This window comes from Rhizobium sp. PvP014 (genome assembly GCF_017876855.1).
Classification (GTDB): domain Bacteria; phylum Pseudomonadota; class Alphaproteobacteria; order Rhizobiales; family Rhizobiaceae; genus Neorhizobium; species Neorhizobium soli.
The window spans coordinates 418,408-425,000 of the sequence record NZ_JAGIOT010000001.1 but is presented as its reverse complement, the minus strand read 5'-3'; the positions used below and the strand labels follow the sequence as shown (position 1 = coordinate 425,000).

3 protein-coding genes are annotated in these 6,593 nt (G+C 61.6%); 1 reads left to right on the top strand and 2 read right to left on the bottom strand.

Annotated elements, in window-relative coordinates:
- The first annotated feature begins 291 nt into the window (after positions 1-291).
- Positions 292-2,229 carry a M23 family metallopeptidase gene (locus tag J3A65_RS01990; RefSeq protein ID WP_062454271.1) on the top strand — a complete coding sequence of 646 codons (1,938 nt, stop codon included), beginning with the start codon at positions 292-294 and terminating at the stop codon, positions 2,227-2,229.
- A gap of 68 nt (positions 2,230-2,297) precedes the next feature.
- On the opposite strand, the gene clpB is transcribed toward J3A65_RS01990, so the two are convergent.
- Both clpB and J3A65_RS01980 read right to left on the bottom strand, forming a co-directional pair.
- Entirely contained in the window at positions 2,298-4,898 is a 2,601-nt protein-coding gene (gene clpB, locus J3A65_RS01985; RefSeq protein WP_209898970.1) for an ATP-dependent chaperone ClpB, read from the bottom strand.
- Positions 4,899-5,292: 394 nt separating this feature from the next.
- Positions 5,293-6,288 carry a DUF4167 domain-containing protein gene (locus J3A65_RS01980; RefSeq protein ID WP_209898967.1) on the bottom strand — a complete coding sequence of 332 codons (996 nt, stop codon included), beginning with the start codon at positions 6,286-6,288 and terminating at the stop codon, positions 5,293-5,295.
- Positions 6,289-6,593: the final 305 nt, after the last annotated feature.

Below are 6,593 nucleotides of genomic sequence, written 5' to 3'. Positions count from 1 at the left end.
AAGAGCCCCCCAAAACGGGGTGTTTGGCGCAAGGTTTATGTGTGCAATCGGCCCTGTCTTTGCCCCCGCCTTGAAACCGCCCCGACATCTTCACAATCGCATGGGAAGACCTTTGCATATGAAGAGTGATTTCGCCCCTATAGAGTACGCGCGAAGGCCAGGGTCTTCGACGCGCGAGCCGAGTTTGACTCATGTCGCTGAAACGGGCACATGTTTGGCCCAAGGTACTGCAGGCAGCATTCCCTTGCTGTCTATGGAAGAACACGCATCACGGGACTGGCAAAGACTGGCATGATGACGGCCCGCAGCATGATACGCACGCTCGGCAACGAACCGCCGATCCTCGCCGATGGCCGTCGCGCGCCGGATCGGCGCGAAATTTCCATGCGCTGGCTTTCCGGCACGTTCCTGACCGGCATTACATCGTCTCTCCTGATGGGCGTCGCGCTGTTTGCAGCGCTTGATGGGCGCCAGCAGCTTGCCACCCCTGCCGAAGCCTCTGCCGCGGTCCCCTCGGATCATGACGACGACATCACGTCGCGCGGCAAGCGCCTGCTCGGCGGTAATATCGTTGCCATGCCGACCGACCGGCGGATCATGGAAGTGTCGACCGTCGTTCACGAGGGCAATAAGGAAGTCGTGCGCCGCCGGCCCTTCGCGCATGTGAAGATGAACCTTGCCGTCAACAACGTCGCGCCGGAAGCCTATCCGAAATTCGATCCGCTCAGCATCTTCTCTTCCAGCGAAGCGCCGCCGCCGCCCAACAGCCGCACCGGCGTGATCTACGGATCCAATGTGGAATCCGATGTCAGCCTGCAGACCGTGCCCTTCCCCGTGAAGGGCGGCACTTATGCTTATGCGGCGCCGATGACGCTGGAGGAAGTGGAAGAAAACGTCCGCTCCAACGGATCCGTGCTGACTTCGGGCAATACGCAGCTCTCGGCGCTCTATTATGTCGACCCGCAGCGCTTCTCCTCCGAAGATGAGGATGTCGACCTGACATCGGGTCTCGCTGCGCGCATCGTCGAGCAGAACATGTCGGTCTCGACGCCCGAACCGTTTACCGCCCGCAGCCGCGAATATGCAGACGATATCATCCCGGTCCGCCAGCCGACCACGATCGCCCAGGCGATGACCTCCGTCGGCTACCCCGATACAAAGGCCCGCGAAATCGCCGGCTACCTCAAGTCGCGGATCGGCAGCGAGGATGTGGCCGCCGGCGACGTGATCCGCATCGGCGTGATCCAGGAGGGCCAGATGGTCCTCGTCGTGCGCGCTAGCATCTATCGCCGCGGCAATCACCAGATCACGGTTGCCGCCGACGACAAGGGCCATTTCATCGACGGCAAGGAACCGCAGATGCTGGATGCGGTCGCATCCGCGTTCAGCGAGCAACCGGCCATCGTCGCCGGCCGCGAATTGCCCGACGTCTATGACGGCATCTATCGCGCTGCCCTCTCCTACGGCATGAACAGTGACATGACGTCCCTGCTCGTCAAGCTTCTGGCTAGCAATGTGGATCTTCAGGCGCAGCTGCGCCCCTCCGACATGATCGAAGCCTTCTTCTCCGTCGCGGACGAAAAGGGCCAAGCCAGCCGGGATTCGGAACTTCTCTATGTAAACGCCCGGTTCGGCGACACGACCACCCGGTTTTACCGGTTCCAGGACCAGGATGACGGTTCGGTCGATTACTTCGATCAGGACGGCCGCAGCGTCCGGCAGTTCCTGCTGCGCAATCCGGTTCCGAACGGACGGTTCACATCCGGCTTCGGCATGCGCAACCATCCGATCCTCGGCCGTGCCTTGATGCATACCGGCTCCGATTGGGCGGCCCCGCGCGGCACACCGATCATCGCCACCGGCAACGGCACCGTCGAAAAAGCGGGCTGGGACAGCGGCGGTTACGGCAACCAGACGCTTGTGCGCCATGCCAATGGTTACGTCTCGTCCTACAATCACCAGAGCGCGATCGCCAAGGGCGTGCGCGAAGGCGCCAAGGTGACCCAGGGTCAGGTGATCGGCTATGTCGGCTCGACCGGCCAGTCGACCGGCGCCCATCTCCATTACGAACTCGTGGTCAACGGCACCAAGGTCGATCCGATGAAGGTTCGCCTGCCCGGCGGCAAGTCGCTCGACGGCAAGGCGCTGGCGCGGTTCGAGGAAGAACGCACCCGCATCGATGCGCTGCTGAAGAGCACGTCGAAACCGGCCGAAGTCGCCAGCCGCTAATTTTGCCCTGATACAAAAAAGGCCGCCCCGTTTCCGGTGCGGCCTCATTTTTCGATCGCGGTTTGCGTTTACGCGGCTTCGCTCATGCTGCCCTTGATGCGAAACAGCAGCCGGTCGGAGCCCGACGTCACGTTGATCGTCGATCCGTTCGGGATCTGTCCGGCCAAAATCTGCTCGGCCAAGGGATCCTGCACGAACTTCTGGATCACCCGCTTCAGCGGCCGCGCCCCATAGACCGGGTCGTAGCCCTTGTTCGCCAGCCATTCGCGGGCATCGCCATCCAGGTCCAGTTCGACCTTACGATCGGCCAGAAGCTTCAGCAGGCGCTGCAGCTGGATATCGACGATCGCGCCCATCTCGTTGCGCTTCAGCCTGTGGAACAGGATGATTTCGTCAACGCGGTTGAGGAACTCCGGCCGGAACGAGGCTTTCACCACGCCCATCACCTGCTCGCGCACGCTTTCGGAATCCTCGTCCTCGCGAAGACCGGTCAGATATTCGGCTCCGAGATTGGAGGTCATGATGATCATCGTGTTCTTGAAGTCGACCGTGCGGCCCTGCCCGTCCGTCAGGCGCCCGTCGTCGAGAACCTGCAGGAGAACGTTGAACACATCGGGATGCGCCTTTTCAATCTCGTCGAACAGAACGATCTGGTAGGGCTTGCGCCTGATGGCTTCGGTCAGGGCACCACCTTCGTCATAACCGACATAGCCGGGGGGCGCGCCGATCAGCCGCGAGACGGAATGCTTCTCCATGTATTCCGACATGTCCAAGCGCACCATCGCCGTTTCGTCGTCGAACATGAAGCGTGCGAGCGACTTGGTGAGCTCGGTCTTGCCGACGCCGGTCGGGCCGAGGAAGATGAACGAGCCGATCGGCCGGTTCGGATCCTGCAGTCCGGCACGGGAACGGCGAACCGCGCGCGACACGGCCTGGACCGCATCGCCCTGGCCGACGACCGATTTCGCCAACTCGTCTTCCATCCGCAGCAGCTTGTCGCGCTCGCCTTCCAGCATCTTGTCGACGGGAATACCGGTCCAGCGGGAGACCACATGCGCGATCGCATCCGGATTGACCACTTCCTGCACCATGGCATTGGTGGAACTGTCCTGTGCTTCCGCCTGTGCGAGCTCCTTTTCGAGATCGGGAATGACGCCGTAGGTCAGCTCGCCGGCACGCTGGTACTCACCCTTGCGCTGGGCGGTGGCAAGTTCGTTGCGTGCTTCGTCGAGCTTGCCCTTGAGATCGGCGGCAAGTCCGAGCTTCTGCTTCTCAGCCTGCCAGCGCGCGGTCAGCGCATCCGCCTGCTCTTCCAGCGACGTCACTTCGGTCTCGAGACGGACCAGCCGGTCGGCCGAGGCTGTGTCGGTTTCCTTCTTCAGCGCCTCACGCTCGATCTTCAGCTGCATGATGCGGCGATCGAGTTCGTCCAGCTCTTCGGGCTTGGAATCCACCTGCATGCGCAACCGCGATGCGGCTTCGTCCATCAGGTCGATTGCCTTGTCCGGCAGGAACCGGTCGGCAATGTAGCGGCTGGACAAGGTCGCAGCCGCAACCAGAGCCGAGTCAGAGATGCGGACCTTGTGGTGCTGCTCGTATTTTTCCTTCAAGCCGCGCAGGATCGAGATCGTATCCTCAACCGTCGGCTCCTCGACCATGACGGGCTGGAACCGGCGGGCAAGAGCCGGATCCTTTTCCACATGCTTGCGGTATTCGTCGAGCGTGGTCGCGCCGACGCAATGCAGCTCGCCGCGGGCAAGTGCGGGCTTCAGAAGGTTGGACGCGTCCATCGCGCCATCCGCCTTGCCGGCTCCAACCAGCGTGTGCATCTCGTCGATGAACAGGATGATTTCGCCGTTTTCCGACTGCACCTCGTTCAGCACGCTCTTCAGCCGCTCTTCGAACTCGCCGCGATACTTTGCGCCTGCAATCAACGCGCCCATGTCGAGCGCCATCAGCTTCTTGTCTTTCAGGCTTTCCGGCACGTCGCCGTTGACGATGCGCAGGGCCAGACCTTCGGCGATCGCCGTCTTGCCGACGCCGGGTTCGCCGATCAGGACGGGATTGTTCTTCGTGCGGCGCGACAGAACCTGGATCGTGCGACGGATTTCGTCGTCACGGCCGATCACCGGATCGAGCCGGCCATCGCGCGCTTCGGTTGTCAGGTCGCGGGCATATTTCTTCAGCGCCTCAAAGCCCTGTTCAGCGGTGGCGCTGTCGGCGGTGCGGCCCTTGCGCAGGTCGTTGATGACCTGGTTGAGGCCCTGCGCCGTCAGCCCCGCCTTCTTCAGGCTGGCCGATGTCGAGGCGGAGCTTTCGATCAAAAGTGCCAGCAGCAGTCGCTCGACCGTGACGAAGCTGTCGCCCGCTTTCTTGGCTGCTTCCTCAGCAGTTGAAAACACTTTTGCCAGCGGCTGCGAAAGATAGATCTCGCCATTGCCGCCCGAAACCTTCGGAAGCTTGGAAAGCGCCGTATCGTTTGCGATCCGGGCGTCCTTGGCGCTACCGCCTGCGCGCTCGATCAATGCGGACGCCATACCCTGGTCGTCGTCGAGCAGAACCTTGAGCAGGTGCTCTGGCGTAAACTGCTGATGACCAGCGGACAGAGCCTGGGTCTGGGCAGACTGGAGGAAGCCCCGTACCCGCTCGGAATATTTTTCGATGTTCATAAGATAAACCTCCTGAATCGCCCCGCCCTCCATGGAGGCACGGACCGATGATTGAGATGGGGCTCCCTTTAAAGGCGAACCCGGCCGGCCAACCGGCCTCGGTGAAGATATGGGAGCGCGATTTTGTGATTTAAAGACGCGGAGAAGAGGATTTAGGCGATATTGGCGCGGCGTCGATCGAGCCGGGATCGCGCGATGTCGTCGAGCCGACAACTCGCCGCCGCACCCGGGTAAGACCGGCGAGGTGACAGGTGCAAAACGTGCAAGGGATAGGATCCAAGACGAGCCAGGTGCAGCATGGCGATCTCCCGCAAGAGCTTTCGGCTACCCCAAAAAGCAAAACTCCGGCCTTTCGACCGGAGTTTTCATATCATTCGTTCTCTAGAAGACCGGCTTATTCGCCAGCTTCTGCCAGTGCCGGCTTGTCGTCACCGTCACCAGCATCTCCGCCGTCTGCCGCATCGGCATCCTTGCGGGTCTGGCGACGTGGGCGGTTGCCTGCCGTGCGGCGACGGCGTGGCGTGGCTTCTGTCTGCGATTCCTCTTCGACCGAAACCTCGACCGGAGTGCCTTCGATATCCGGCTGCGGTCCGGATCCATCGACGACAGGAGCGACGGCTACCGGAGCTTCGGTGACCTGAGGCGCGCGCTGTCTCGTCCTCGCCGGAGCGACAGGCTGTTCGACAGCAGGTGCAACAGGCTGCTCCATCGGCTGCTCGTTGCCCTGTTCAGGTGCGCGTTCGGCACGGTCCTGGCGCTCTGGGCGGTCGGGACGTTCCGGGCGACGCTCGCGGCGCTCGTTCCGGTCACGCCGATTTTCGCGCGGCTGCTGGTCCTGGCCGGACTGGTTGCCCTGGTTCTGACCAGAGTTTTGACCCGAGTTCTGTCCGGAATTCTGGCCTGAGTGCTGTCCAGAGTTCTGGCTGGAATTATGCTCGCGGCGTGGCTGCTCGTCCATCATCGGCTGTGGTGCGTAGCCCATATCGTCGCCGTCACCCTGATCCATATCGTCTTGATCGATCGAGTTGCCGTCGCGGTCCTGGTATTCGCCACGCTCCTGATGCTGGAAACGGTCCTGCATCTGTGCCTGCGCTGCAGCAATGATGCGATAATAGTGTTCCGCATGCTGCAGGTAGTTTTCGGCCATGACACGGTCGCCTGCGCTTTGCGCATCACGAGCAAGCGTCGAGTATTTTTCGGCGATGTGCTGAGCGGTGCCGCGGATTTTTACATCCGGGCCGGAGCTGTCATAGGACCGGCTGAGCGGGTTGCCGCCCTTGCGATTGAAATTGTTGTTTCCACCGCCGCTGCCTCCGCCGCCGCCATTGCTGCTGCCGCCATTGTTGCTGCCACGCCCCCGACCGCGCTTGTTTTGCTGTCCTGGCCTCATATATCGTTCACCAACTCTCTGTCTTCGCTGATAAAAGGCCACGCGGCCCGCCGGTCATCGCCGGAACAGGACTTCGCGTGCCATGCGCAGGTCGACCAAGGCGGCCTGCCGCTTTCAAAGTCAAATTACCTGATCACGCACTGGATCTGCTCAACCTGCTCGGTCTTCGAAAAGAGCCGGTTCTACAGTTGAACTTTTAGCGAGAACGAATCGTTGTTCACTCCCAGCCGCCCCGATGCGTGATTTACGCTAACTCGCTTCCTGAAGGATTCCAAGCCCTTTCTTTTGCTTTGCAACATCGAAAG

What these genes read in the sequence shown, in the direction of transcription:
- J3A65_RS01990 (WP_062454271.1), top strand. Translation starts at nt 292, where the DNA reads ATGATGACGGCCCGCAGCATGATACGCACGCTCGGCAACGAACCGCCG.
- J3A65_RS01980 (WP_209898967.1), bottom strand. Translation starts at nt 6,288, where the DNA reads ATGAGGCCAGGACAGCAAAACAAGCGCGGTCGGGGGCGTGGCAGCAAC.
- clpB (WP_209898970.1), bottom strand. Translation starts at nt 4,898, where the DNA reads ATGAACATCGAAAAATATTCCGAGCGGGTACGGGGCTTCCTCCAGTCT.